The sequence below is a fragment of the Kluyvera sp. CRP genome, from assembly GCF_019930565.1.
GTDB lineage: Bacteria > Pseudomonadota > Gammaproteobacteria > Enterobacterales > Enterobacteriaceae > Kluyvera > Kluyvera georgiana_A.
On the sequence record NZ_CP082841.1, the window covers coordinates 4990609 to 5014616 of the forward strand.

General features: G+C 54.9%; 19 protein-coding genes and 2 rRNA genes. 10 read left to right on the forward strand and 11 right to left on the reverse strand.

From position 1 onward, the window contains the following. Nucleotides 1-89 precede the first annotated feature (89 nt). From rseC to rpoE, 4 genes are read right to left on the reverse strand one after another with little or no spacing between them, the layout of a single operon-like run. Nucleotides 90-566 (reverse strand): SoxR-reducing system protein RseC, encoded by a 477-nt coding sequence (rseC, locus tag K7B04_RS23590; protein WP_163448317.1) that lies wholly within the window; start codon nt 564-566, stop codon nt 90-92. Continuing rightward, on the reverse strand, nt 563-1516 hold the full coding sequence (rseB, locus tag K7B04_RS23595) for a sigma-E factor regulatory protein RseB (protein ID WP_163448318.1): 954 nt from the start codon (nt 1514-1516) through the stop codon (nt 563-565). The genes rseC and rseB overlap by 4 nt, the downstream gene beginning before the upstream one ends. Then, the gene (gene rseA / locus K7B04_RS23600; RefSeq protein ID WP_163448319.1) at nt 1516-2163 is read right to left on the reverse strand and encodes an anti-sigma-E factor RseA; all 648 of its coding nucleotides are present in this window, start codon (nt 2161-2163) and stop codon (nt 1516-1518) included. Before rseA ends, rseB begins: the two co-directional genes overlap by 1 nt. Before the next feature lie 31 nt (nt 2164-2194). Then, nucleotides 2195-2770, reverse strand: a complete 576-nt coding sequence (gene rpoE / locus K7B04_RS23605; RefSeq protein ID WP_223803148.1) for an RNA polymerase sigma factor RpoE — start codon at nt 2768-2770, stop codon at nt 2195-2197. Between the two features lie 417 nt (nt 2771-3187). Between rpoE and nadB the strand changes: the two genes are divergently transcribed. Next, entirely contained in the window at nt 3188-4807 is a 1620-nt protein-coding gene (nadB, locus tag K7B04_RS23610) for an L-aspartate oxidase (protein ID WP_223803149.1), read from the forward strand. On the opposite strand, the gene K7B04_RS23615 is transcribed toward nadB, so the two are convergent. Then, nucleotides 4792-5532 carry a tRNA1(Val) (adenine(37)-N6)-methyltransferase gene (locus K7B04_RS23615; protein ID WP_223803150.1) on the reverse strand — a complete coding sequence of 247 codons (741 nt, stop codon included), beginning with the start codon at nt 5530-5532 and terminating at the stop codon, nt 4792-4794. The genes nadB and K7B04_RS23615 overlap by 16 nt on opposite strands. A 127-nt stretch (nt 5533-5659) precedes the next feature. On the opposite strand from K7B04_RS23615, the gene srmB reads away from it, so the two are divergent. Further along, nucleotides 5660-6994: an ATP-dependent RNA helicase SrmB gene (gene srmB / locus K7B04_RS23620; RefSeq protein WP_163448325.1), complete on the forward strand. Its 1335-nt coding sequence runs from the start codon at nt 5660-5662 to the stop codon at nt 6992-6994. Nucleotides 6995-7052: 58 nt separating this feature from the next. After that, nucleotides 7053-7772, forward strand: a complete 720-nt coding sequence (locus K7B04_RS23625) for a GntR family transcriptional regulator (RefSeq protein ID WP_163448327.1) — start codon at nt 7053-7055, stop codon at nt 7770-7772. A 1-nt stretch (nt 7773) separates the two neighbouring features. Here K7B04_RS23625 and K7B04_RS23630 read toward each other — a convergent pair whose 3' ends face one another. Continuing rightward, entirely contained in the window at nt 7774-8973 is a 1200-nt protein-coding gene (locus K7B04_RS23630) for an enolase C-terminal domain-like protein (protein ID WP_223803151.1), read from the reverse strand. Nucleotides 8974-9243: 270 nt separating this feature from the next. Here K7B04_RS23630 and K7B04_RS23635 point away from each other — a divergent pair, with 270 nt between their 5' ends. Continuing rightward, nucleotides 9244-10611 (forward strand): PTS transporter subunit EIIC, encoded by a 1368-nt coding sequence (locus K7B04_RS23635; RefSeq protein ID WP_223803152.1) that lies wholly within the window; start codon nt 9244-9246, stop codon nt 10609-10611. Between the two features lie 85 nt (nt 10612-10696). On the opposite strand, the gene grcA is transcribed toward K7B04_RS23635, so the two are convergent. Continuing rightward, entirely contained in the window at nt 10697-11080 is a 384-nt protein-coding gene (gene grcA / locus K7B04_RS23640; RefSeq protein ID WP_223803153.1) for an autonomous glycyl radical cofactor GrcA, read from the reverse strand. Nucleotides 11081-11398: 318 nt separating this feature from the next. Here grcA and ung point away from each other — a divergent pair, with 318 nt between their 5' ends. Then, complete coding sequence (gene ung / locus K7B04_RS23645; protein ID WP_064543415.1) at nt 11399-12085, forward strand: uracil-DNA glycosylase; 687 nt, start codon at nt 11399-11401, stop codon at nt 12083-12085. A gap of 61 nt (nt 12086-12146) precedes the next feature. Here the strand turns inward: ung and K7B04_RS23650 are convergent, their stop codons facing one another. Continuing rightward, entirely contained in the window at nt 12147-13247 is a 1101-nt protein-coding gene (locus K7B04_RS23650) for a tRNA/rRNA methyltransferase (protein WP_223803154.1), read from the reverse strand. A gap of 203 nt (nt 13248-13450) precedes the next feature. Between K7B04_RS23650 and trxC the strand changes: the two genes are divergently transcribed. From trxC to K7B04_RS23675, 5 genes are all read left to right on the forward strand, one after another. After that, nucleotides 13451-13876, forward strand: a complete 426-nt coding sequence (trxC, locus tag K7B04_RS23655; protein WP_064543411.1) for a thioredoxin TrxC — start codon at nt 13451-13453, stop codon at nt 13874-13876. 69 nt (nt 13877-13945) lie between these two features. After that, nucleotides 13946-14644: a tRNA-uridine aminocarboxypropyltransferase gene (locus K7B04_RS23660; RefSeq protein WP_167575214.1), complete on the forward strand. Its 699-nt coding sequence runs from the start codon at nt 13946-13948 to the stop codon at nt 14642-14644. Nucleotides 14645-14679: 35 nt separating this feature from the next. Then, nucleotides 14680-17331: a protein lysine acetyltransferase gene (gene pat, locus K7B04_RS23665; protein WP_163448336.1), complete on the forward strand. Its 2652-nt coding sequence runs from the start codon at nt 14680-14682 to the stop codon at nt 17329-17331. Nucleotides 17332-17439: 108 nt separating this feature from the next. Further along, a complete protein-coding gene (gene pssA / locus K7B04_RS23670; RefSeq protein WP_064543404.1) occupies nt 17440-18795 on the forward strand; it encodes a CDP-diacylglycerol--serine O-phosphatidyltransferase in 1356 nt (451 codons plus the stop codon). A gap of 44 nt (nt 18796-18839) precedes the next feature. Beyond that, a complete protein-coding gene (locus K7B04_RS23675) occupies nt 18840-19166 on the forward strand; it encodes a YfiM family lipoprotein (RefSeq protein WP_223803155.1) in 327 nt (108 codons plus the stop codon). A gap of 1 nt (nt 19167) precedes the next feature. Here the strand turns inward: K7B04_RS23675 and K7B04_RS23680 are convergent, their stop codons facing one another. The 3 genes from K7B04_RS23680 to K7B04_RS23690 form a co-directional block, all read right to left on the reverse strand. Further along, nucleotides 19168-20466, reverse strand: a complete 1299-nt coding sequence (locus tag K7B04_RS23680; RefSeq protein WP_167575212.1) for an MFS transporter — start codon at nt 20464-20466, stop codon at nt 19168-19170. A 311-nt stretch (nt 20467-20777) separates the two neighbouring features. After that, nucleotides 20778-20893: ribosomal RNA gene (gene rrf, locus K7B04_RS23685) — 5S ribosomal RNA — on the reverse strand. 92 nt (nt 20894-20985) lie between these two features. Further along, nucleotides 20986-23893, reverse strand: a 23S ribosomal RNA gene (locus K7B04_RS23690). Nucleotides 23894-24008 lie beyond the last annotated feature (115 nt).

The window sequence follows — 24008 nt, forward strand, 5'->3', positions numbered from 1 at the left end:
CTACACTACAACCGCGCAACCAGGAAATGCTCTTCCCGCAAGCATAGCGCTTCCTGCGAGGAGCGTTCCAAAAAATAAAGCCAGTGTAATCACTGGCTCATTTCAGATGAAGATGCCGTGCGAATCAGGTCGGGGGGAAGCCCCACGCTGATGATGACCGGCTGCCACGTTTGCCGCGCGGCAAGGCGTGGTGAAAACCCTTTTGCAACAAGAAATCCACCGACACCACCCAGCACCGCACCACACAGCGCGGCGATATCAGTGCCGAACAGCACCTGAAATAGCGCTGCGACCACAAACAAACCGAGCAGCGGAGACATATATACCAGCATCGCGGAACCCAACAGGCTGCTTTCGGTAATGCCCAGCTCGACCTTTTGCCCCGCCACCAGCGGTTCCGCACTCGGTACAGTGATGGTGTGGGTGGTTTGCGGGCCTAACTTATTCAGCACCCGACTGCCGCAGCCCGCGCGCGAGGCGCAGCTGTTGCAAGAGGCTTTCACATCGCAGCTGACCTGCGCAAGGCCGTTGTCCCACGCGATAACGGTGGCCCACTCTTTAATCATTGCGCGCCCTTGAATTGAATACCGTCTGCGACCCGCTTCGCGGTTTGCGGCGGAAGTTCGCCAACGATGGTGATTTCAGCCTGGTTATGCACCGTGGTGCTCACCGTCCGGCGTCCGGTACGCAGCATTTGATCGCTGCTGTTGGCTGTGGCGCGATTGATGTTAATTGAGAAGCTAAAGAGCCCATCGGAGAACAGGCGCGACTCGACCGGGCTATCAACGCTCGGCAACGTGCGGCGGCTGCTGGAAATCTCTTTAAAGCCCTGCGGCACCCAGCCAGCGGACCAATTCAGATCAACATTGTTGTTGGTCGGCACAGAGAGCTGCGGCGGCAGATTAGCCTTCGCCAGGTTCTGCATCGTGCCGCTGACCTGATCGCCGGTGGTGACCGCTATCACCCGGAATTGCTCCAGCGTTTCGCCATCGCGGTCAAGCAGATCGACGCGCATCGGCAGTTTGCTTTCGGAATCAACCCAGACGATATAGCTGTAGCGCGTGCCGTCTCGCGCCACAACGCGAATCACATCGCACATGCGATCGGCAATACGCGTACGCCCGACGGAGATAAAGTCGTAGTAAGGCGCCAGACGTTTGAAATCGGTATAGACCAGCGAAGGCAAGGAGTCGACAATGTAGTCGCCGTTCAGCGTGAAGGGATCGAGACCCGGTTCAAAATAGCTGATCTCGTTACCGCGCTGGACCACCGCGCGACGCGGGCCGTCCATTTGCAACAGCTCCGCCAGCGGCTGACCGTTCAGACGCACGTGACGATAGCGTAACGATTCCACGCCGGATTTATTGATGCTGACGAACGACAGCTCGTAGTTGAGTGACTGACTGGCCAGATTCATTTCCTGCAACAACGCCCCGGACGATACATCAGCCGAGGCGTTTGCGGAGAAGAACAGGCTACCAGCCACAAGTGACATGGCACACCAAAGTTGCTTCATTACTGCGATTGCGTTCCTAAAGTTTGATAGCCTGGCACCTGAACAGCAGCCTGCTGAGTTTGTGCCTGCTCAAACTGAAGCTGTTCTGAATGCAAGCGACGCTGCAATTCATAGTCCTGCAGCATAGCATTAATACGACGACGCTGTTCCTGAACCTGCTGCTGGCCGTTACCCGCCGACGCGTCCGAAGGAACGCCCAGGCTAACCGGGCTGGCTTTGCCCATCATCGGCAGCGTGTTGAATACCGGTGACTCAGGTTGAGAGGAATCTGGTTGCCCATTATAGTGCTGAACGCCGACAATAACAGCCAGTGATACGCAAGCCGCCACGCCCATTTGGGTGAGCGAGCTGGCCCATGGACGGACCTTGTTCCAGAATGGCATTTTCTGCCATTGATGAGGTGCTGGCTGGGCTTCAGGAATGAGCGGCGCTGTCGGTATACGAACGGGCTCATTTTCGATGGCGGCCATCACGCGAGAGGAGATATCAAAATGAAGGACTTCACTCGTTTCGCCGCGCAGCGAGTCACGAATGAGGTGATAGCTCTCCCAGGTTTTCTGCAACTCTGTGGAACGTGTTAACTCAGTTAACAGTTCTTTATCCAGCGTTTCACCATCCATTAAGGCGGAAAGTTGTTCTTTCTGCATGCCTAATACCTTTTCCAGTATCCCGCTTCCGTCAACGCCTGATAAGCGGTTGAACTTTATTATCGATAGCTTCTCGCGCACGGAAGATACGTGAACGAACCGTACCTACCGGACAATCCATAATGACCGCTATCTCTTCATAGCTTAGGCCATCGAGCTCCCGCAAGGTAATTGCCATGCGTAAATCTTCCGGAAGCGTTTCAATGGTGCGAAAAACAATCTGTCTCAGTTCTTCTGACAACATTAAGTTCTCAGGGTTCGAAATTTCTTTCAAAGCGCCGCCGCTTTCAAAGTTTTCGGCCTCGTTCGCGTCCACATCGCTGGACGGCGGACGACGCCCCTGAGCAACCAGGTAATTTTTAGCCGTATTCACCGCAATGCGGTACAGCCACGTATAGAAAGCACTATCTCCCCGGAAAGAATCCAGCGCACGATAGGCCTTAATAAAAGACTCTTGTACGACATCCGGCACGTCGCCGGATGGCACATAGCGGGAAACCAGGCTCGCGACCTTATGCTGGTAGCGTACTACCAGAAGGTTAAAAGCTTTCTGATCTCCTTTCTGGACCCGTTCAACCAGGACCTGGTCCGTTAACTGCTCGCTCATCCGAGGTAATGTCTCCCCAAACCCTATTCCCATGCGTAATCAGAATGCCACTCCAACACTGCATTATGAGCAAGCAGAAGGTTAGAGTGTCCGGTTTTCGTAAAGTTCCGTTACGCTTTGTTTTTTGTTTCGCAGCAGGCCGTTCATTGTCTGTCATTATAAGTCTGCTGATGTGAACAGATGTGTAAGTTGCGAAATAAAAACGCAAATCCAGTGAAGAGTATCGTAACCCGGCCTTGATTTCACCATAAATAGCGGTGATAACACCTGGCTTTATTCAGATTTTTTGCCCTCGCCCACGCCGCCTTTTCAGCCAGCATGTTTAGCCATTATAACCCTGACGTAAAAAAACCCTGCACATGTCGCTTTTATAGTGCTAATCTTCGATTACCGTGTTTAGTAAATTAAACAAAGAAGATGAACTCACTTCCAGAACTTTCCTGTGATGTATTGATTATAGGCAGCGGCGCTGCTGGGCTTTCGCTGGCATTGCGCCTTGCGGAGCACAGTTCCGTGATTGTCCTCAGCAAAGGCCCGATGAGCGAAGGATCCACCTTTTATGCACAGGGGGGCATTGCCGCCGTTTTTGACGAGACGGATAGCATTGAATCACACGTTGAGGATACGCTGATTGCCGGCGCGGGCATCTGTGACCGTCAGGCGGTGTCGTTTGTTGTCAGCAATGCCAGACACTGCGTGCAGTGGCTGATCGATCAAGGCGTGCTGTTCGATACGCAAATCCAGGCTAACGGGGAAGAGAGTTATCATCTGACGCGCGAAGGCGGCCATAGCCATCGCCGTATCCTGCACGCGGCGGACGCCACCGGACGCGAAGTCGAGAACACGCTGGTCAGTAAAGCGATGAGCCACCCGAATATTCGCGTGCTGGAACGCTGTAACGCCGTCGATCTTATCGTGTCGGATAAAGTCGGCCTGCCGGGCACTCGCCGGGTTGTTGGCGCGTGGATCTGGGACCGTAATAAAGAGAAGGTGGAAACCTGTTCGGCGAAGTCCGTAGTGCTGGCTACCGGCGGCGCCTCGAAGGTGTATCAGTACACCACCAACCCAGATATTTCCTCCGGCGACGGCATCGCCATGGCCTGGCGCGCGGGTTGCCGCGTCGCTAACCTCGAGTTTAACCAGTTCCACCCGACCGCGCTGTATCACCCGCAGGCGCGTAATTTCCTGCTCACCGAAGCCCTGCGCGGCGAAGGCGCACATCTGAAGCGCCCCGACGGTAGCCGGTTTATGCCGGACTTTGATGAACGTGGCGAGCTTGCACCACGCGATATCGTGGCGCGCGCCATTGACCACGAGATGAAACGCCTCGGCGTTGATTGCATGTACCTCGACATCAGCCACAAACCGGAAGCCTTTGTACGCCAGCACTTCCCGATGATTTACGAGAAGCTGCTGGGGCTGGGTATCGATCTCACCAAAGAGCCGGTGCCGATTGTTCCGGCAGCGCACTACACTTGCGGCGGCGTGATGGTCGACGACTATGGACGCACCGACGTGGATGGCCTGTACGCCATTGGCGAAGTGAGCTATACCGGCCTGCACGGCGCGAACCGCATGGCGTCAAACTCGCTGCTGGAGTGCCTGGTTTACGGTTGGTCGGCGGCGGAAGATATTCATAAGCGCATGCCGTACGCCCGTCAGGTGGAGAAACTACCCGCCTGGGACGAAAGCCGGGTGGAAAACTCTGACGAACTGGTGGTGATTCAGCATAACTGGCACGAGCTGCGTCTGTTTATGTGGGACTACGTCGGTATCGTGCGCACCACCAAGCGGCTGGAGCGTGCCCTGCGCCGTATCACCATGTTGCAGCAGGAGCTGGACGAGTATTACTCACGTTTCCGCGTCTCCAATAACCTGCTGGAACTGCGCAACCTGGTGCAGGTGGCCGAGCTGATTGTACGCTGCGCGATGATGCGTAAAGAGAGCCGTGGGCTGCATTACACGCTGGACTACCCGGAACTGCTCGCGGAATCCGGCCCATCGGTGCTCTCGCCGCTGGTTCACATAAATAAATAGAACGCCTGGGTCAGCGCATTGTAGCCTTCCGAGTACTGCTGCTCTGGCCCACGGATCGTCAGCCTGTCGCTATAGCACTCTCCGCCTTTCGGTGAAAAAGCCAGCAGCACGCGATGCGGCAGGCGCATCTCCGTCTCCGCGACGTCGGTTCGCAGACGTAAATGCCAGCCCATTGACAGCGCCTGCTGGGTGAAAGTCTGGCCGATATTTTCCGGTAGCACCACGCAGAAAAAGCCGTCTTCGGTCACCGCATTCGCGGCACAGGCCAACAGCGCCTGATGGTCGAGCGTGGTGGTGTAGCGCGCCTGTTCTCGCTGCGGCGTGGCGCATTCAACCCCCTGCTCGTAGTAAGGCGGGTTGCTGACGATCAGGTTGTAGCGCGTGGTTAGCCCGGCAACCCACTGCTGAATATCCGCGGTATGCACCTCAATTCGCCCGGCCCACGGCGATTCCGCTACGTTTTCCCGCGCTTGATCCGCCGCCTCTTCATCCAACTCGACGGCGTCGATCGTCACGTTATCTTCAGTACGCTGCGCCAGCATCAGCGCCAGCAGCCCGCTTCCCGTGCCAATATCGAGGATTCGGTTCACCCGGGCGATCGGCGACCAGGCGCCGAGTAAAATGCCGTCGGTGCCCACTTTCATCGCACAGCGGTCGTGGGCAACAAAAAACTTTTTAAAGGTAAATCCGTTGCGGCGCAGCGCGGATTTAGAATCAGACGTCATAAGTAACCTTGCAGGCCAATCCACATAAGCATTCGGCTATGAACAATACCCGAGAACAGATAGCCATACAAACAGATGAAGATTACAGCCGTAACGTCTATAATCAGCGCCTCACACAGAGGTAATCATGACTGTAACGACTTTTTCCGAACTTGAACTTGACGAAAGCCTGCTGGAAGCCCTCCAGAGTAAAGGCTTTACACGCCCGACTGCCATTCAGGCTGCCGCCATTCCGCCTGCGCTCGATGGACGTGATGTTCTCGGTTCTGCGCCAACCGGCACCGGTAAAACAGCGGCGTATTTGCTGCCTGCGTTGCAGCACCTGCTCGACTTTCCGCGTAAAAAATCCGGCCCGCCGCGTATTTTGATCCTCACGCCAACGCGTGAGTTGGCAATGCAGGTCGCTGACCATGCCCGCGAACTGGCGAAAAACACCCATCTGGACATCGCCACCATTACTGGCGGCGTGGCGTATATGAACCACGCCGAAGTGTTCAGTGAAAACCAGGATATCGTGGTCGCCACCACAGGCCGTCTGCTGCAGTACATCAAAGAAGAAAACTTCGACTGCCGCGCCGTTGAGACGCTGATCCTCGATGAAGCCGACCGCATGCTGGACATGGGCTTCGCCCAGGATATCGAACACATCGCCGGAGAAACCCGCTGGCGCAAACAGACGCTGCTGTTCTCCGCGACGCTGGAAGGCGAAGCAATTAAAGACTTCGCCGAGCGTCTGCTGGAAGATCCGGTGGAAGTCTCCGCGACGCCGTCCACCCGCGAGCGCAAGAAGATTCACCAGTGGTACTACCGTGCCGACAACTATGAGCACAAAGTTGAGCTGCTCAAGCACCTGCTCAAGCAGGAAGACGCCACCCGTACCATCGTCTTTGTGCGCAAACGCGAGCGCGTGCATGAGCTGGCGGAAACGCTGCGTCTGGCCGGGATCAACAACTGCTATCTCGAAGGCGAAATGCCGCAGATTAAGCGTAACGAAGGTATCAAACGTCTGACCGATGGCCGCGTGAATGTGCTGGTTGCGACGGATGTCGCGGCGCGCGGGATCGATATCCCTGACGTCAGCCACGTGATTAACTTCGATATGCCGCGCGGCGCCGATACCTACCTGCACCGCATTGGCCGTACCGGCCGCGCGGGCCGTAAAGGCACGGCGATTTCGCTGGTTGAAACGCACGATCATCTGCTGTTGCTGAAGATTGGTCGCTATATCGAAGAACAGCTGAAAGCGCGCGTCATTGATGGGCTGCGCCCCACTACGCGAGCGCCAAGCGAGAAGATGACTGGCAAACCGTCGAAGAAAGTGCTGGCGAAACGTGCCGAGAAGAAAAAAGAGAAAGACAAAGAAAAACCGCGCGTGAAGGTACGTCACCGCGATCTCAAAAACGTTGGCAAGCGCCGCAAGCCGAGCGGTACCGGTGCAGCGGAAAAGAGCACCGAAGAGTAAAACAAACGCCGGGACATGTTCCCGGCGTTTTTATATTGAAGAGTAAGGGACAGCGGCCATGAAGAAAAAAGAGTTCGTGACTCAGGATCTCCTCAGCAAAATTTACCAACAGCCTGGCGATGGGCCGCGCAAGCTGCCGCCGGAGCGCCAGCTGGCCGAGGAGTACGGCGTCTCGCGCTTCACCATTCGCCAGGCGCTGGAAAAGCTTGCCAGCATTGGCGTGGTGCGCATCGTGCAGGGTTCTGGCATCTGGATTAACGAGCAAACGCGAGGCAATCCGCTGGTCTATAACTCGATTACCGAAAAACGCTTTGACCAAATGCGTTACCGGATGATCAGCCTGCACAAGAAACGGCCCGAGCGGGAGGACCGGCAGATTTTCGGCCTGACCGACGATGATTTTATCTGGCAGTTCTGCCGCCTGCGTTTCGTCGATGATATTGCCACCCAGATTGAAGTCTCACGGATGCCTGCGGCGATGTTCAGTGACCTTAACCAGGAGGTGATTGAACGCTCGCTTCAGCAGTACGTGCTGGAAAAAGGTTATCCCATCTCCCACCTGCTCACCAGCTATCGGGCGATTAGCGTCAGCCGCGAGCAGGCTGCGCTACTGGGCTGTAAAAAAGGCAGTCCGGCCATGCACATCAACAATCGGGGGATCCTCGACGGCGGGCAGGTTTATGAGATAAGCGACATCGTCGATATCAACTACTCCTGCACCTACGTCATCCCCCATAATCGCGACAATCTCGCTTTTCGCCAGCAGCCGCAGAGTTAGCCTACGGCGTGTGTATCGCGCCGTCCGGCAGGCGGCTCTGCGTCCACTCATGCGGGCGATAAACGACCGGATGCGCCAGCGCCTGCGCCTCGTCAAAGCCCACGCCAATACCCGGTGCCGTCGGCGGATAGATAAAGCCGTTTTTCACCTCTGGCGCGCCGGGGAAAACGGCATCCGTGGCGGCGGAACGCGGAATAAACTCCTGAATCGCGGCATTGTGCAGATGAATGTTGAGATGCGTATTCACCGCGACCCCAATAGGCGTCATATCGCCCGGACCATGCCACGCCAAACGTACGCCAAAGGCCTGGCACAGCACCGCCAGCTTCAGGGCCGGGGTGATGCCGCCAATCTGCGAAATATGGCAGCGAATAAAATCAATCTGCCGGTTGACGATGAGGTCATGCCACTCCGCCGGATTATTAAACAGCTCCCCCATCGCCAGCGGCACGCAGGTCTGCTGGCGAATCTGCGCCAGCCACGCGCTCTGCTGCGGCGGTAAAATATCTTCGATAAACCACGGCTGATAAGGCTCCAGCAGCTTTGCCATCTGGAGCGCCTGCTGTGGGAAGAGTCGCTCGTGGACATCATGCAGAATATGGAAACGATGACCGTAACGCGCGCGCAGCAGACGGAACATTTCTACCGTATTGCGAACGTACTCATCCTGATCGAACCAGGCTCCCGGCGTCGGATTTTCCGGCGTTTGCATTTCGCGCGGCGTCCCACCGTAAAAGCCCAGCTGGCAGCGAATATGGCGATACCCCTGCTCCAGCAGCTTATCCACGGAGACAAACAGTTCCTCCGGCGTTTCGCCGCTGGCGTGAGTGTATGCGGCAATCGCATCGCGCGATTTTCCTCCCAGCAGCTGATATAGCGGCATCCCGGCCAGTTTTGCTTTGATATCCCACAGCGCCATATCCACGCCGGAGATGGCGTTGTTCATGACCGGGCCGTTGCGCCAGTAGGCGTTGACGTTCATCATTTGCCAGAGATCTTCGATATTGTTGGCATCACGCCCCACCAGCAGCGGTTGCAGATATTCATCGACCATCGTCTTTACCGCCAGCGGGCGTTGCTGGAAAGTGGCGCAGCCGTAACCAATGGTGCCGTTGTCGGTCGTCACCCGTACCGTCACGAGGTTGTGGCGGTCCGGACGCGTGATAAAACAATCTATCGCAGTAATCAGCGTAGGTTTCACAGAAGGCTCCCTGTGGAAAATAATAAGATTGCCATTATCTTCACTCTATTTTCGGCGTTCGGTAAACCTTTTTATTCAATATATTTTTTGGTCCAAAAACAGGTTCGTTTTTATTTAAAAAACGAACCAATTTAAACACAAACCATGTTTTAACCACCTTATAGACGTAAGTTGTGATTGAAATCATATTTTATTGGTTTGTTTTTAAAGATGAGCTTACTTACCATTCAGCGAGACAAACAAAACAACAAACATACCGCAGGAGCCATTATGGGGACGCAAGAGGCTATCAGCAGGATTATTCGTCTGGTAGGTGGACAGGAGAATATCAATAAAGTCTGGCACTGTATGACCCGGCTGCGCTTTGATTTAATTGATGATAATAAAGTGGCGCAGGATGAAATTAAGCAACTGCCCGGCGTGTTGGGCGCACAGCTACAAAGCGATCAGTTCCAGATTATTATCGGCCCGAAGGTGAACAGCTGGTATGAAGCGCTGCAGGAAGCCCTCGGCGATAGTGGCCAGTCGACTGCCAGCGGCAAAAGCAAAGAACGCAAAAGCCTGGTTTCGCTGTTTATGGATACCGTCTCCGGGGTATTCGGCCCGATCGTCCCCGCCATCGCCGGCGCCGGGATGATCAAAGGCCTGCTTGCGGGGCTGATTGCGCTAAAAGTGGTATCGCCGAAAAGCGAAACGGTGATGATCATTGATCTTATCGCCAGCGGCGTATTTTATTTCCTGCCGTTCTTCCTTGCCGTCTCGGCGGCGAAGATCTTTAAAACCAACGAATACCTGGCCGCCGCCGTCGCCGCCTGCTTGATGTACCCTACGCTGATTGACGCAGCGAAAGCGCTCGCCACGCATCAAGCCGATGCCGCCTCCGCGCTCTGGTTGTTTAACGCCATTCCGGTATCGGTATTCAACTACGCCTCCAGCGTGATCCCGGTGATCTTCTCCATCCTGGCGCTGAAGTATATTCACCAGGCGGTCGACAGGATCATGCCCGACGTGCTGAAAACCGTCTTTACGCCCACGTTAACGCTGTTCCTCGGCGCGCTGGCGGCCTTGGTGGTGATTGGGCCGATTGGTATCTGGCTGGGTAAAATGCTGGCGTGGTTTATCGAAGGGCTGTTTGGCGTTTCGGCGAGCTTCGCCGGGCTGGTAGTGGGCGCCATTCGTCCGGTCGCTATTCTGACCGGGATGCATCACGCGATGACGCCTATCGCGCTACAAAACTTCAGCGATCGCGGTTACGACATGCTGATGCCGATGATGTTTATGGCCAATATGGCGATTGCCGGAGCCACGTTTGCCATCTGGCGTCTGAACAAAGAAAACCGCACGGTGACGCTTTCCGCTGCGATCTCCGCGCTGCTGGGCATTACGGAACCGGCGCTGTTCGGCGTGCTGACCCGCTACAAGAAAGCATTTATCGCCGCCACGATCGCCAGCTCACTGGCTTCAGCGTTTATCGCCTTCTTTGGCGTACGACTGTATGGCTATATTTTATCGAGTATTTTCAGCCTACCCGCGTACATCGGCCCTTACTTTATTTTCGCCATCTCTGGCGTGGCCATCGCGCTGGTGCTCTCCTTCACGCTAACCACCATTCTGGTCGGGCGCGAGCAGTCCAGATAAAAAAAATCCCCCGCAGGTATCCTGCGGGGGATTTGTCTGTTAGCACCGGATTAACCCAACGCCTCCATTTCCCACCCCTGAGAAATTACAGGCTCTCGGTGAAAGTACGGGCGATAACGTCGCGCTGCTGTTCCGGAGTCAGAGAGTTGAAACGTACCGCATAACCGGAAACACGGATGGTCAGCTGCGGGTATTTTTCCGGATGCTCAACGGCGTCCAGCAGAGTTTCACGACGCAGTACGTTGACGTTCAGGTGCTGACCACCTTCTACGCGAACTTCTGGTTTCGCTTCAACCGGGATTTCACGGTATTCGATATCGCCCAGCACGCTAACGGCAACGACGTCATCTTCTTTAAAACCGCCTTTCGCACACAGGCAGCGAGCTTCACCTTTCTCGCTGTCGAGCAGCCAGAATGAGTTGAGCAGGTCGTCGTTTGCAGCTTTAGTAATCTGGATACCAGTAATCATTTGATGCCTCCCTAGGCTCTTTATATTCGTTTTTAACTGGCCGCTTCCCGGCCAATTGGTAAAACCATTGTTGCTTGAGTGTATATATACCCCTCGAACACCCTTGATTCTTTGATTTAAATCAACAAAAACCACACCATAAAAGTGGTGATACAGGAAAATACTTGTTTTGCATCAAGTTACGCACCCTGTAAGCACTAAAAATATTTGTAAATATTCAACTTTTTTTATTCTACAGACTTCCCCTTCCACTATCCGATTTTGTGATGGAGAAAGAAGCAGTTAAGCTATAGCGAGAGAAATTCGCAGGAGAGCGAGATGACAACCCCATTAACCTGGCACGACGTGCTGGCCGCCGAAAAAGAGCAGCCCTATTTTGTTAACACGCTGGCGACCGTGGCCAGCGAGCGCCAGTCGGGCGTGACCATTTATCCGCCGCAAAAAGATGTTTTCAACGCTTTTCGCTATACCGAACTGAGCGATGTGAAAGTGGTGATTCTGGGCCAGGACCCGTACCACGGCCCCAATCAGGCACACGGGCTGGCGTTTTCTGTCCAGCCGGGCATTGCCATACCGCCGTCGCTGCTGAATATGTATAAAGAGCTGGAAGGCACCATTCCCGGTTTTACCCGTCCGAACCACGGTTATCTGGAGAGCTGGGCGCGCCAGGGTGTGCTGCTGCTCAACACCGTGCTCACCGTGCGTGCCGGACAGGCGCATTCTCACGCCAGCCTTGGCTGGGAAACCTTTACCGATAAGGTGATTGCGCTGATTAACGAACATCGTGAAGGCGTAGTCTTTTTACTGTGGGGATCGCACGCGCAGAAGAAAGGGGCGATTATTGACCCTCAGCGTCATCGCGTGCTGAAAGCGCCACATCCGTCGCCGCTGTCGGCGCATCGCGGGTTCTTTGGCAGTAATCATTTTGTGCAGGCCAACCAGTGGCTTGAACAGCGCGGCGAGACGCCGATTGACTGGATGCCGGTGCTGCCGGAGCAAGTCTAGCTAAAGCAGGCATAAAAAAACCGGTAGAGTCGCCTCTACCGGTTTTTTTTCATTCACGTTCTTACGCTTTATGCTGACGCCACCATTCAGCCAGCAGCACGCCCGTCGCCACGGAGACGTTCAGGCCTTCAACGGCGCGCGTCCCGTCGATTGACACGCTCATGTCAGCAATAGAGGCAGCCGCTTCGGAAACGCCATCGCGGCCCTGGCCCAGCGCCAGCACCATTTTCTTAGGCAGTTCTGATTTGAACAGCGGCAGACCGCGGCCATTGCTGCTGGTCGTAACGATGGTGTAGCCCGCATCGCGGAACTGTTCCAGCGCAGCAATGAAGCTGTCGCCAGTAATCGGCTCAACATGCTCAGCGCCGCCTTCAGCGGTACGGATCGCGGCACCAGACTCCAGCAAAGCCGCATCCTGCAATACCACGCCTTTCACACCAAAGTGCGCGCAGCTGCGGATCATCGCGCCGAGGTTGTGCGGGTTACCCGCATCTTCCAGCGCCAGTACGCAATCGTCTTCGCCGCTTTTCGCGACCCACTGCTGTACGGAAGTGCCGTTACGTTTTTTAATCAGGAAGCAAACGCCACCATGATGTTCAGTGCCGGACGCTTTCGCCAGCTCGGCTTCATCCACCACGTGGTAGGCTTTACGGTTTGCCGCCATCCAGCGCAGCGCTTCTTTAAAGCGCGGGGTGACGCTCTGCACAAACCAGGCGCGAACAATCGCGTCCGGACGGCTCTGGAACAGCGCCTGACAGGCGTTTTCACCATAGACGCGGGTTTCTTCCGCACGCTGACGACGCAGAACTTCCGGATCGATAAAGCTTTTGCCGCTGATGCCGCCGTGATCGGGCTTAACGATGGTTTCGTCACCCGGCGCACGGGAAACCGTACGCCATGGGGAGCCTTCACCACGTTCGCGATCGCGTTCAACATCCCGATCGCGACCGCGCTCACGGCCACGATCGCTGTTTTGACCCTTTCTCTCATCACGGGCAGGGCGACGACCGCCTTCGGCACGGGAAGTACCGGCACGGGATGCGCCTGGACGGCCTCCGCCTTTACCAGTACGTGGATTTTGGGTGCGTTTGTCCGAGTCATCGTCACTGCGGACGTACATCACTTTGACCTTGCCGTTTTTGTTTTTCAGTTCGTCGCTCATGTTTTTCTCCACCTGCGCTGCGCGAAGCGCGCAGATTACCTGATGTGCCAGCGCTTAGCTATGACTTCGTACAAAAGACCACGACTATTGTACCCATTGGATAAAACGCATTGTCGATTAATACGCTCTGAACGATAATGCGTAACATTATAGAAACATCCGGCAACATTGCCGTTCTGTAACACGAGACCCAGAGGTGAGTTATGAATACCGTTTGTGCCCACTGCCAGGCGCTTAATCGCATTCCAGAAGAACGCATTAACGAGGCGGCAAAATGTGGACGCTGTGGTGAAGACTTGTTTGATGGCGATGTTATTAACGCCACGGACAGCACGCTGGACAAACTGCTGAAGGACGATCTCCCGGTTGTGGTTGATTTCTGGGCGCCATGGTGCGGCCCCTGCCGCAATTTTGCGCCGATATTTGAAGACGTCGCCGAAGAGCGCAGCAGCACGATGCGCTTCGTAAAAGTGAACACCGAAGCCGAACGTGAACTGAGCGCCCGCTTCCGTATTCGCAGTATCCCGACCATTATGATTTTCAAAAATGGCGAAGTGATCGATATGCTCAACGGCGCCGTCCCCAAAGCGCCGTTTGAAAGCTGGCTGAACGAGGCCCTGCAAGCCTGATACCCACGGGGCACATCTTGTGCCCCGAATCCGCCTCTGCGACAATAGCGTTTTTGCCGTTCGAATCCCATGATTGATAACGCCGTTCTTCGGTTGCGCGCCGAGCGTCTTGCCCGCGCGACTCGTCCTTTTCTTGCCCGCGGTAACCGGGTTCGTCGCTGCCAGCGTTGCCTGCTGGTACAGCGCTATTGTCTCTGTGACACCATCACGCCGCAGCCGGCAAAAAGTCGTTTCTGCCTGGTGATGTTTGATACCGAGCCGATGAAACCCAGTAATACTGGCCGTCTGATCGCCGATATTTTGCCACAGACCGAGGCTTTCCAATGGTCGCGTACCGAACCGCCCCAGGCGCTGCTGGATTTGGTCAGCAACCCCGATTATCAGCCGATGGTCGTCTTTCCTTCCTCCTACGCCGATGCCGACAGGCAAGTGTTGAGCGCCCCGCCATCAGGTAAACCACCGCTCTTTATTATGTTAGACGGAACCTGGCCGGAAGCGCGCAAAATGTTTCGCAAAAGCCCGTGGCTGGACAATTTGCCGCTGATCTCCGTCGACCTTTCGCGCGTATCGGCCTACAGCCTGCGCGAAGTGCACGCCGAAGGGCAGTATTGCACCGCTGAAGTGGCGATTGCGCTGCTCGATTTAGCGAATGATACCCATGCTGCATCGGCACTCAGTGAGCATTTCACCCGCTTTCGCAGCCGCTATCTGGCAGGAAAATCTCAGCATCAGGGCAGCGTCACAGCAGTCGAGGCGGAAAACGGTTAAACTCTTACCGTCATTGTCGCGTAAGGAAGACCGGTATGAGCCAACGTGGGCTGGAAGCACTGCTGAGACCCAAATCGATTGCAGTGATTGGCGCATCAATGAAACCTCAGCGCGCCGGTTTTCTGATGATGCAAAACCTGCTGGCGGGTGGTTTCGCGGGCCCGGTATTACCGGTGACGCCCGCGTGGAAAGCCGTGCTGGGCGTGCTGGCCTGGCCGACGATTGAAAGCCTCCCCTTCTCCCCCGATCTCGCGGTGTTGTGTACCCATGCGCGCCGCAATCTTGAGCTGCTGGAGTCACTGGGCGAAAAAGGCTGCAAAACCTGTATTATTCTCTCCTCCCCTCCGGACCAGTTCAGCGAGCTAAAAGCTTGCGCCGCCCGTTATCAGATGCGGCTACTGGGGCCGAACAGCCTCGGGTTACTGGCCCCGTGGCAGGGGCTGAACGCCAGCTTCTCGCCGGTGCCCATCCGCAAGGGCAAGCTGGCCTTTATCTCGCAGTCCGCCGCCGTCTCCAACACGATACTGGACTGGGCGCAGCAGCGCGAAATGGGCTTCTCCTATTTTATCGCGCTCGGCGACAGCCTCGATATCGACGTCGACGATCTGCTCGATTATCTGGCGCGCGATAGTAAAACCAGCGCTATTCTGCTGTATCTCGAGCAACTCAGCGACGCACGCCGCTTTGTCTCTGCCGCCCGTAGCGCATCGCGTAATAAGCCCATTCTGGTGATTAAAAGTGGTCGTAGCCCAGCGGCACAGCGGCTACTGCACGTGAATTCGGGAATGGATCCGGCCTGGGATGCGGCTATCCAGCGCGCGGGTTTGCTCCGCGTACAGGACACGCACGAACTGTTTTCTGCCGTTGAAACGCTCAGTCATATGCGGCCGCTACGCGGCGAGCGACTGATGATCATCAGCAACGGCGCGGCGCCTGCGGCGCTAGCGTTAGATGAACACTGGGCGCGTAATGGCAAGCTGGCCACGCTGAGCGACGAGACGCGCCAGCAGCTTCAACAGCTATTGCCCGATACCGTCGAGGCTAACAACCCGCTGGATTTACGTGATGATGCCAGTATTGGCCACTATCTGGCGGCGGTGAATGTATTGCTGAATAGCCCGGACCTCGATGCGCTGATGGTCATCCACTCACCCAGCGCCACCGCGCCAGGCAGCGAAAGCGCCGCGGCCTTGATTGACCTGATTAAGCAACACCCACGCGGCAACTACATCAGCGTACTGACCAACTGGTGCGGCGAGTATTCATCGATAGAAGCGCGCCGGATGTTCAGCGATGCCGGGATCCCGACCTACCGCACGCCGGAAGGCACCATTACTGCCTTTATGCATATGGTGGAGTACCGGCGCAACCAGAAGCAGCTACGGGAAACCCCGGCCCTACCGCACAGCCTGACCGCCAATACCGGCCAGGCGCATGAATTATTACAGCAAGCGATTGATAACGGCATCAGCGCACTGGACACGCACGAAGTACGGCCAATTTTAGCCGCTTACGGCCTGAATACGCTTCCCACCTGGATTGCCGCAGACAGCGCCGAGGCCGTACACATTGCCGAGCAGATTGGTTATCCGGTCGCGCTTAAGCTTCGTTCGCCGGACATTCCGCATAAATCGGAAGTTCAGGGCGTCATGCTCTACCTGCGTACCGCCAGCGAAGTGCAGCAGGCGGCGGACGCCATCCTTGACCGTGTAAAAATGACCTGGCCACAGGCACGTATTCACGGGCTGCTGGTGCAAAGTATGGCTAACCGCGCTGGCGCTCAGGAGCTGCGCGTCGTCGTCGAACACGATCCGGTTTTCGGACCGCTGATTATGCTGGGTGAAGGCGGTGTGGAATGGCGCGCAGAGGATCAGGCCGCTGTCGCCTTACCGCCGTTGAATATGACGCTGGCGCGCTATCTGGTCATTCAGGCGATTAAAAACAAGAAAATCCGCGGGCGTAGCGCGCTGCGGCCGCTGGATGTTGCGGGGTTGAGCCAACTGCTGGTACAGGTGTCGAACCTGATTGTGGATTGCCCGGAGATTCAGCGGCTGGATATTCACCCGCTGCTTGCCTCTGGCAACGAATTTACCGCTCTGGACGTGACGCTGGATATTGCGCCATTTAGCGGGTCAAGCGAAAGTCGACTGGCGGTGCGGCCTTACCCGCAGCACCTTGAAGAGTGGGTGACCATGAAGAACGGCGAGCGCTGCCTGTTCCGCCCAATTCTGCCGGAAGACGAGCCGCTACTGCAGCAGTTTATCGCCCGGGTGACGAAAGAAGATCTTTATTACCGCTATTTCAGCGAGATCAACGAATTTACCCACGACGATTTAGCCAATATGACGCAGATCGACTACGATCGAGAAATGGCTTTCGTGGCAGTCTATTCGTCAGGCGATCGTACCGAGATCCTGGGAGTGACTCGCGCGATTTCCGATCCCGACAACATTGATGCGGAATTTGCTGTATTAGTGCGCTCCGACCTGAAAGGTCTGGGGCTGGGTGGGCGTCTGCTGGACAAACTTATTGGCTACACCCGATCTCATGGTTTACAGCGCCTGAATGGTATTACCATGCCAAACAATCGTGGAATGATTGCCCTGGCGAGGAAGCTCGGTTTTGACGTAGATATTCAGCTGGAAGATGGCATTGTCGGGCTGTCATTAAGGCTAAGTGATGACTAAGCTGCTGGAAATGCTGCCCTTACCCGACAGAGATGGTATCATTGACCGCTTACGTCGTCTGCGTGGTACAGAGGACCCTTCACTAAACCAGAGAAGAAACGCACTGTGATGTTGTCAAAATTTAAGCGTAATAAACATCAACAACACCTTGCCCAACTACCCAAGCTTTCACAGTCTGTTGATGATATTGAGTTTTTTTATGCTCCAGCAGATTTTCGTGAAGCGTTGCTCGCAAAAATCGCCAGCGCCACGCGCCGAATCTGTATCGTCGCGTTGTACCTTGAGCAGGACGACGCCGGAAAGATGATTCTGCAAGCCCTGTACGATGCCAAACGTCAACGCCCGGAACTCGATGTTCGCGTGCTGGTTGACTGGCATCGCGCACAGCGTGGGCGCATTGGTGCTGCCGCATCCAATACCAACGCGGACTGGTACTGCCGCACCGCAAAAGAGAACCCAGGTGTCGAGGTTCCCGTTTATGGCGTGCCGGTAAATACCCGTGAAGCGCTCGGCGTACTGCACTTTAAAGGCTTCATCATTGATGACTGCGTGCTGTATAGCGGCGCGAGCATCAATGATGTCTATCTGCATCAGCACGATAAATATCGTTATGATCGCTACCAGTGTATTCGCAATCCGCAGATGGCCGATATCATGTTCAACTGGGTATCGGAGAATCTGGTCGAAGGCCGTGGCGTGAATCGTCTGGACAACACTGAGCGTCCGAAAAGCCCGGAAATCAAAAATGATATCCGCCAGTATCGCCAGGAACTGCGTGATACCAGCTACCATTTCACAGGTAATGCCGGTGATGATGAGCTGACGGTTACGCCGCTGGTTGGTCTGGGGAAAACCAGCCAGCTGAATAAAGCGATTTTCCACCTGATGCCGTGCACCGAAGAAAAGCTCACTATCTGCACCCCTTACTTTAACCTGCCAGCATTGCTGGTCCGCAGCATCATTCGTCTGCTGCGCGAAGGGAAGAAAGTGGAGATTATCGTCGGTGACAAAACGGCGAATGACTTCTATATTCCGGAAAATGAGCCGTTTAAAATTATCGGCGCGCTGCCTTATCTGTATGAAATTAACCTGCGCCGCTTCCTGAGCCGCCTGCAATATTACATCAATACCGATCAGCTGACGGTGCGCCTGTGGAAAGATGGCGATAATAGCTATCACCTGAAAGGGATGTGGGTCGACAACGAGTGGATTCTGCTGACCGGCAATAACCTCAACCCTCGTGCGTGGCGTCTTGATCTGGAAAACGCGGTGCTGATTCACGATCCGAAAAAGCAGCTGGCGTCGATGCGCCAGAAAGAGCTGGATCTTATCCGTAAGCACACAACGGTGGTTAATCACTTCCGCGACCTACAAAGCATCGCGGACTATCCGGTAAAAGTGCGCAAGCTGATTCGCCGTCTGCGTCGAATTCGTATCGACAGGCTGATTAGCCGTATCCTGTAAACTGAAGCCCCGCACATCGGGGCTTTTTTATGACTGGAGTCTTTATGCTACGTCCTCTTCTGATGTGCACAATGCTGGCGCTCAGCGGTTGCAGCCACATGGCGAACGATAGCTGGAGCGGGCAGGATAAAGCTCAGCATTTTATTGCCTCGGCCATGCTTTCAGCCGCCGGTAATGAGTATGCGCAGCACCAGGGGCTCAGCCGCGATCGCAGCGCGGCGGTTGGCCTGATGTTTTCCGTCAGCCTGGGGGCGTCAAAAGAGCTTTGGGACAGCCGCCCGGCGGGGAGCGGCTGGAGCTGGAAAGACTTAGCCTGGGACGTTGCCGGCGCCACCACCGGCTATGCAGTGTGGCAGCTCGCGCAACATTAAACTACAGGCGTAGACCTTTTCCTTTGCGATGCAGCTTAAGTGAGACCAGGAAAGCAATCGCCGCCATTACCGTCACATACCAGAAGAAGGCGGTTTCGATACCCGCAGACTTCATCGACAACGCCACGTATTCGGCTGAACCGCCAAACAAGGCGTTAGCCACCGCATAAGACAAGCCTACCCCCAACGCGCGCACCTGCGCCGGGAACATTTCAGCTTTCAGGATCCCGCTAATAGAGGTATAGAAGCTGGTAATAAGCAGCGCGCACATGACTAACGCAAATGCCGCGTACGGTGATGTGACGTTCTGCAGCGCGGAGAGAATCGGCACGGTAAACAGGGTTGCCAGCGCGCCAAAGCAGAGCATCGAGGTACGGCGGCCGACTTTATCCGACAGCAGTCCAAAGAACGGCTGAACCAGCATGTAGACGAACAGCGCGGCAGTCATAATGACGCTTGCCAGATTGGCGCTCATCCCGGCGGTGTTTACGAGATATTTCTGCATATAGGTCGTAAAGGTGTAGAAGCTCAGCGAGCCTGCGGCGGTGAAACCGAGCACCATCACAAATGCCTTGCGGTTACGCCACAGCCCTTTGAATGAACCGGCCTCCTTTAGCGTGCGCGTCTCTTTCTGTGAGGTTTCATCCAGTTGGCGACGCAGCCACAGGGCGACAATCGCCAGTACGGCCCCCAGGGCAAATGGAATTCGCCATCCCCAGGCGTGAAGATCTTCGCTGCTAAGCACATTTTGAAGAATTACCACCACCAGTACAGCCAGCAATTGACCGCCAATCAGCGTGACATACTGGAAGGACGCATAGAAGCCCTTACGACCTTCAACCGCTACCTCACTCATGTAGGTGGCACTGGTACCATACTCGCCGCCGACGGACAGCCCCTGGAACAAACGCGCCAGCAGTAGCAGTGCGGGAGCCCAGGTGCCAATCACGCTGTAGCCCGGCAAACAAGCAATAACTAACGAGCCGAAGCACATCATGCATACGGAAATGAGCATCGAGACCTTACGTCCACGGCGGTCTGCGATGCGGCCAAATAGCCAACCACCGATTGGGCGCATCAGAAAACCCGCGGCGAATACGCCAGCAGTTTGTAGCAGTTGGGTAGTGGTATTGCCTGACGGGAAAAAGATGTGAGCAAAATAGAGGGAACAGAACGAGTAGACGTAGAAATCAAACCACTCAACAAGGTTCCCTGATGATGCCCCGACAATTGCCATCACGCGACGGCGAGTATCGCTGTTGGTCAGCGATTCTTCTGGGGTCACACTGGTTACGGCCATTTGTTAACTCCTGCCAAAAGCGCTCTCCTGCCTTACCGGGCGTACACGTCACGCAGGCAGATATTTTAGTAAATGAAATGTTATATAATTGTTATTTACAAATTAGTGATGAGAGTCACATTTTCTGTTAGCAGGATCACGATTTAGGATTAGCTGCAGGAGGAATAGAGGGAAATGGAGTGGAAAAAAAGTGGAGTATTGTGCATCACGTGCACATAAGGAGATGTTAGCGCCAACATCCGGCATGTGAGACGGGATCGTACAGACGCAAAAAAGCCCATCCGTCAGGATGGGCTTCTTCACTAATTGATGCCTGGCAGTTCCCTACTCTCGCATGGGGAGACCCCACACTACCATCGGCGCTACGGCGTTTCACTTCTGAGTTCGGCATGGGGTCAGGTGGGACCACCGCGCTACAGCCGCCAGGCAAATTCTGTTTATCAACACGCCTTAGCATGTCGATGTCATCTGTAATCAAGCTGAATCTTCGTCTCTTCGCCAAAACATCTTCGGCGTTGTAAGGTTAAGCCTCACGGTTCATTAGTATCGGTTAGCTCAACGTATCGCTACGCTTACACACCCGACCTATCAACGTCGTCGTCTTCAACGTTCCTTCAGGACCCTTAAAGGGTCAGGGAGAACTCATCTCGGGGCAAGTTTCGTGCTTAGATGCTTTCAGCACTTATCTTTTCCGCATTTAGCTACCGGGCAATGCCATTGGCATGACAACCCGAACACCAGTGATGCGTCCACTCCGGTCCTCTCGTACTAGGAGCAGCCCCCCTCAATTCTCCAGCGCCCACGGCAGATAGGGACCGAACTGTCTCACGACGTTCTAAACCCAGCTCGCGTACCACTTTAAATGGCGAACAGCCATACCCTTGGGACCTACTTCAGCCCCAGGATGTGATGAGCCGACATCGAGGTGCCAAACACCGCCGTCGATATGAACTCTTGGGCGGTATCAGCCTGTTATCCCCGGAGTACCTTTTATCCGTTGAGCGATGGCCCTTCCATTCAGAACCACCGGATCACTAAGACCTGCTTTCGCACCTGCTCGAGCCGTCACTCTCGCAGTCAAGCTAGCTTATGCCTTTGCACTAACCTCCTGATGTCCGACCAGGATTAGCTAACCTTCGTGCTCCTCCGTTACTCTTTAGGAGGAGACCGCCCCAGTCAAACTACCCACCAGACACTGTCCGCAACCCGGGTAACGGGTCTACGTTAGAACACCAGCCATTAAAGGGTGGTATTTCAAGGATGGCTCCACACGAACTGGCGTCCGCGCTTCAAAGCCTCCCACCTATCCTACACATCAAGGACCAGTGTTCAGTGTCAAGCTATAGTAAAGGTTCACGGGGTCTTTCCGTCTTGCCGCGGGTACACTGCATCTTCACAGCGAGTTCAATTTCACTGAGTCTCGGGTGGAGACAGCCTGGCCATCATTACGCCATTCGTGCAGGTCGGAACTTACCCGACAAGGAATTTCGCTACCTTAGGACCGTTATAGTTACGGCCGCCGTTTACCGGGGCTTCGATCAAGAGCTTCGCGTTGCCGCTAACCCCATCAATTAACCTTCCGGCACCGGGCAGGCGTCACACCGTATACGTCCACTTTCGTGTTTGCACAGTGCTGTGTTTTTAATAAACAGTTGCAGCCAGCTGGTATCTTCGACTGATTTCAGCTCCATCCGCAAGGGACTTCACCTACGTATCAGCGTGCCTTCTCCCGAAGTTACGGCACCATTTTGCCTAGTTCCTTCACCCGAGTTCTCTCAAGCGCCTTGGTATTCTCTACCTGACCACCTGTGTCGGTTTGGGGTACGATTTGATGTTACCTGATGCTTAGAGGCTTTTCCTGGAAGCAGGGCATTTGTTACTTCAGCACCGTAGTGCCTCGTCATCACACCTCAGCGTTAGTAGCGTTCCGGATTTACCTAAAACACCCGCCTACATGCTTAAACCGGGACAACCGTCGCCCGGCTAACATAGCCTTCTCCGTCCCCCCTTCGCAGTAACACCAAGTACAGGAATATTAACCTGTTTCCCATCGACTACGCCTTTCGGCCTCGCCTTAGGGGTCGACTCACCCTGCCCCGATTAACGTTGGACAGGAACCCTTGGTCTTCCGGCGTGCGGGTTTTTCACCCGCATTATCGTTACTTATGTCAGCATTCGCACTTCTGATACCTCCAGCATCCCTCACGAGACACCTTCGCAGGCTTACAGAACGCTCCCCTACCCAACAACACATAGTGTCGCTGCCGCAGCTTCGGTGCACAGTTTAGCCCCGTTACATCTTCCGCGCAGGCCGACTCGACCAGTGAGCTATTACGCTTTCTTTAAATGATGGCTGCTTCTAAGCCAACATCCTGGCTGTCTGAGCCTTCCCACATCGTTTCCCACTTAACTGTGACTTTGGGACCTTAGCTGGCGGTCTGGGTTGTTTCCCTCTTCACGACGGACGTTAGCACCCGCCGTGTGTCTCCCGTGATAACATTCTTCGGTATTCGCAGTTTGCATCGGGTTGGTAAGTCGGGATGACCCCCTAGCCGAAACAGTGCTCTACCCCCGAAGATGAGTTCACGAGGCGCTACCTAAATAGCTTTCGGGGAGAACCAGCTATCTCCCGGTTTGATTGGCCTTTCACCCCCAGCCACAAGTCATCCGCTAATTTTTCAACATTAGTCGGTTCGGTCCTCCAGTTAGTGTTACCCAACCTTCAACCTGCCCATGGCTAGATCACCGGGTTTCGGGTCTATACCCTGCAACTTAACGCCCAGTTAAGACTCGGTTTCCCTTCGGCTCCCCTATACGGTTAACCTTGCTACAGAATATAAGTCGCTGACCCATTATACAAAAGGTACGCAGTCACACCCCAAAGGGTGCTCCCACTGCTTGTACGTACACGGTTTCAGGTTCTTTTTCACTCCCCTCGCCGGGGTTCTTTTCGCCTTTCCCTCACGGTACTGGTTCACTATCGGTCAGTCAGGAGTATTTAGCCTTGGAGGATGGTCCCCCCATATTCAGACAGGATACCACGTGTCCCGCCCTACTCTTCGAGTTCACAACCTGTGCATTTTGGTGTACGGGACTATCACCCTGTACCGTCGGACTTTCCAGACCGTTCCACTAACACACAAGCTGATTCAGACTCTGGGCTGCTCCCCGTTCGCTCGCCGCTACTGGGGGAATCTCGGTTGATTTCTTTTCCTCGGGGTACTTAGATGTTTCAGTTCCCCCGGTTCGCTTCATTACGCTATGGATTCACGTAATGATAGTGTGTCGAAACACACTGGGTTTCCCCATTCGGAAATCGCCGGTTATAACGGTTCATATCACCTTACCGACGCTTATCGCAGATTAGCACGTCCTTCATCGCCTCTGACTGCCAGGGCATCCACCGTGTACGCTTAGTCGCTTAACCTCACAACCCGAAGATGTTTCACTTCGTGTTGCGAAAATTTGAGAGACTCGAACACACCTTTTATCTGTTCTTATTACGGAGAACAGACACAGTGTGTCGTTTCAATTTTCAGCTT